The sequence below is a fragment of the Phormidium sp. CCY1219 genome (genome assembly GCF_055795085.1).
Map to the genome: position 1 here is coordinate 1 of NZ_JAYFEQ010000190.1, position 455 is coordinate 455.

At 55.4% G+C, this 455-nt stretch carries 1 protein-coding gene; it reads left to right on the plus strand.

What is annotated here, in order from left to right; genetic code table 11:
* Positions 1-21: 21 nt before the first annotated feature.
* Positions 22-455, plus strand: a 434-nt coding sequence (locus tag AC0QH1_RS01225) for a S8 family serine peptidase (RefSeq protein ID WP_324628920.1), incomplete at its 3' end; no start/stop codon positions are given.

Here is a 455-nt window from a genome sequence, read left to right on the forward strand (position 1 = left end):
TATGCACGTCAGAATAACGTCATGATTGTGGCCGCTGCTGGGAATGACGGTGGTGTGATGTCGGCGTTGGGTCAAGCTTCTCAGGAGTTTGACAATATTATGACCGTGGGTGCGGCGGAACAGTTTGACCCAGAGACATCGGTTTGGAAGGGGGCTGACCGTACGGATTATTCTAGTTATGGTCGGGGTTTGGATGTGATGGCCTATGGGGGAACGACGGAGAATCCCCAATTGTCGTTAGCTGGGGAAGGAACCAGTGGTATGGCGGGGACTTCCGTAGCCACGGCGAAGGTGACAGGTGCGGTGTCTCAGGTGTGGGCGGCCAATCCTGAGTTGAGTTACCGCCAGGTGGTGGATATTATCCGCGATACAGCGACAGATTTGGGCAGTACGGGTCATGATGCTGAAACGGGCGCTGGCTTGCTGAATATGACGGCGGCGGTGCATTTGGCGAA